Below are 3,183 nucleotides of genomic sequence, written 5' to 3' on the forward strand. Positions count from 1 at the left end.
CCTGGTGCTGGCCGCCTGCGGCGGGGGATCCGACCCCCTGCAGGACGCGACGCCGGCACCCGAAGGCAGCGCCGGCGGGTCCCTGGTGGTCGGTGCCAGCGGCGGCACGGAGAGCCAGATCATCGCCGAAATCTATGCGGGCGCCCTGACCGCCGCCGGCTATGACGTCACCACGCAACCGGGCATCGGTTCGCGCGAGGTCTATGTCAGCGCCGTCCAGGAAGGGTCTGTGGATGTCATCCCGGACTACAGCGGCAACCTTTTGCTGTTCCTGGACACCGAGGCGACGGCGGCCTCCGCCGGAGACGTCATGACAGCCCTGGCTGATGCCCTGCCCGAGGGACTCGGCGTGCTGGAGCCCGCGTCGGCGGAGAGCAAGGACGCGATGGTCGTGACCAAGGCGACGGCGGAGGAATACCAGCTGACGTCGATCGAGGACATGGGCCCGGTGTGCGGCGAACTGGTGCTCGGCGCCAACCCCGAATTCGCCGAGCGCGAGTACGGGCTGCCGGGGCTGGAGGCCAACTACGGCTGCGTGCCCAAGTCCTTCGAGCCGATCAACGACTACGGCGGACCGACCACGCTCAACGCCTTGATCACCGACAAGATCCAGGTGGCCGACATCTACACCACCACCCCGTCCATCGAGGACAACGACCTGGTGGTGCTGGAAGACCCGAAGAACAACTTCATTGCCCAGCAGGTGCTGCCGCTGATCCGCAGCGACGCCGTGGACGAGCAGGCTGCCCAGGTGCTCAACGAGGTCTCGGCAGCGCTGACCACCGAGGACCTGATCGACCTCAACCGCCAGGTCAGCGGGGACGAGAAGCGCAATCCGGCCGACGCCGCCGCGGACTGGCTGGCGGAAAAGGGCCTGGCCGGCTAGGCTCCCGGCTCCCGTTCACGCGCCGCCTCGGTCTCCGGGGCGGCGCGTGCCGTGTGCGAAGATCGTTGGATGGCCCAGTTCAAGCAGTCCAACAAGCTCCACAACGTCCTCTACGACATCCGCGGTCCGCTCCTCGAGCATGCCCAGCGGATGGAGGCCGAGGGCCAGCGCATCCTCAAGTTGAACATCGGCAACCCGGCGCCGTTCGGATTCGAGGCTCCGGACGCCATCCTGGTGGACATGATCCGCAACCTGCCCACCGCGCAGGGTTACAGCGATTCGCGCGGCATTTTCTCGGCCCGGACCGCCGTGTCGCAGTACTACCAGACCCGCGGCATCCAAGAGATCGGCGTGGACGACGTGTACCTGGGCAACGGGGTCAGCGAGCTGATCACCATGAGCCTGCAGGCGCTGCTGAACAACGGCGATGAAGTGCTCATCCCGGCCCCCGACTACCCGCTCTGGACCGCGTCGGTGTCGCTGGCCGGCGGCCACCCCGTGCACTACCTCTGCGTCGAGGAAGAGGGCTGGCTGCCGGATCTCGAAGACCTCGAACGGAAGATCACGCCCAACACCAAGGGCATCGTGATCATCAACCCGAACAACCCCACCGGCGCCGTCTATCCCCGGCACATCCTCGAGGGGATGCTGGAACTGGCGCGCCGGCACAACCTGGTGGTGTTCTCGGACGAGATCTACGAGAAGATCCTGTACGAGGATGCGGAGCATGTGAACACGGCGCTGCTGGCCGACGACGTGCTGGTCATGACGTTCAGCGGCCTGTCCAAGGCCTACCGCGTGTGCGGCTTCCGCAGCGGCTGGATGGCCATCTCGGGGCCGAAGCACCTGGCCGCGGACTACATCGAGGGCATCAACCTGCTCACCAACATGCGGTTGTGCGCGAACGTGCCCGCCCAGCATGCCATCCAGACCGCCCTGGGCGGCCACCAGAGCATCAACGACCTCATCCTGCCCGGCGGCAGGCTGCTCGAGCAACGCAACAAAGCCTATGAGCTGTTGAACGCCATCCCCGGCGTCAGCACGCAGCAGGCCAAGGGCGCGCTCTACCTGTTCCCCAAGCTCGACCCGGAGGTCTACGGGATCAAGGACGACGAACAGTTTGCGTTGGACCTGCTCAAGCAGCAGAAGATCCTGATCTCGCACGGCCGGGCGTTCAACTGGACGCAGCCGGACCATTTCCGGCTGGTCACGCTGCCCAACGTGGACGTGCTGACCGAAGCCGTGGGGCGGATCGAGGAGTTCCTGGCCGGATACCGGCAGTAACGGCCGCGTCCGCGTAGCCGCGCCGCCGGCGGCTCGGTAGGCTGTCGCCAGCCGCACCGGCGGCCAAGCCGGCCGGCCGAACAGGAGGACCAGGTGGAACAGACCGGATTGCCCGAGTTCACGCGAACGCCGTCGGAGATGCTGCGGGTCGGCCCGGGATTCGGCCTCGCCGGCGTCGATACCGGCTCCACGCCCGGATTCCTCGGCGACAGAACCCAGGGGAAACTCCTGCTCAGGGCCTCCGACCGCCGGCTGTCCGAACTGCAGGAACGCCTCTTCGCGCAGAGCCGCGCCGGGGCGCAGGACGCGGTCCTGCTGGTGCTGCAGGGGATGGACACCTCCGGCAAGGGCGGGATCGTCCGGCACGTGGTCGGAGCCGCCGACCCGCAGGGCATTTCCCACCGGGCCTTCAAGGCACCGACGCCGGAGGAGCTGGAGCACGACTTCCTCTGGCGGGTGGAGCGGGCCTTGCCCGGCCCCGGCATGATCGGGGTGTTTGACCGGTCGCACTACGAAGATGTGCTCATCCACCGCGTGCACGGGCTCTCGCCCCTCGCGGAGGTGGAAGCACGCTACGGGCAGATCAACGACTTCGAGGCGATGGTGACCCGCCGAGGCATCCGGATGGTCAAGGTCATGCTGCACCTGGGCAAGCGCGAACAGGGCAAGCGGTTGCGCGCGCGGCTGGACCGGGCCGACAAGCACTGGAAATACGATCCCGGCGACGTGGACGCGCGGCGGCGCTGGGACGAATACCAGCAGGCCTACCAGGTCATGCTGGAGCGGACCAGCACCGTCGACGCGCCGTGGTTTGTGGTGCCGGCCGACCACAAATGGTATGCCCGGATCGCCGTGCAGGAGCTTCTGCTGCAGGCACTGGAAGACATCGACCCGCAGTGGCCGCCGGCGGACTTCGACGTCGAGGCGGAAAAAGCCCGCCTGGCTGCCTCGTAACGCGGGCCCGCCGCGCCCCCGCCGCGCCCCGGTCCGATGCCCGCGAACCGGGCGGTTCC

The 3,183-nt window shown here is 67.8% G+C and carries 3 protein-coding genes; all 3 read left to right on the top strand.

Going from position 1 to position 3,183, the window contains the following annotated elements; genetic code table 11:
- Position 1: 1 nt before the first annotated feature.
- Positions 2–886: an ABC transporter substrate-binding protein gene (locus tag AC5RV2_RS16190; protein ID WP_494093182.1), complete on the top strand. Its 885-nt coding sequence runs from the start codon at positions 2–4 to the stop codon at positions 884–886.
- 69 nt (positions 887–955) lie between these two features.
- Positions 956–2,170: a pyridoxal phosphate-dependent aminotransferase gene (locus AC5RV2_RS16195; RefSeq protein ID WP_494093183.1), complete on the top strand. Its 1,215-nt coding sequence runs from the start codon at positions 956–958 to the stop codon at positions 2,168–2,170.
- Between the two features lie 138 nt (positions 2,171–2,308).
- Entirely contained in the window at positions 2,309–3,124 is an 816-nt protein-coding gene (locus tag AC5RV2_RS16200) for a PPK2 family polyphosphate kinase (RefSeq protein ID WP_494093184.1), read from the top strand.
- Positions 3,125–3,183 lie beyond the last annotated feature (59 nt).

This window comes from Arthrobacter sp. Y3225116 (genome assembly GCF_059091245.1).

Coding starts and splice junctions, on each gene's coding strand:
- AC5RV2_RS16195 (WP_494093183.1), top strand. CDS start 956: ATGGCCCAGTTCAAGCAGTCCAACAAGCTCCACAACGTCCTCTACGAC.
- AC5RV2_RS16200 (WP_494093184.1), top strand. CDS start 2,309: ATGCTGCGGGTCGGCCCGGGATTCGGCCTCGCCGGCGTCGATACCGGC.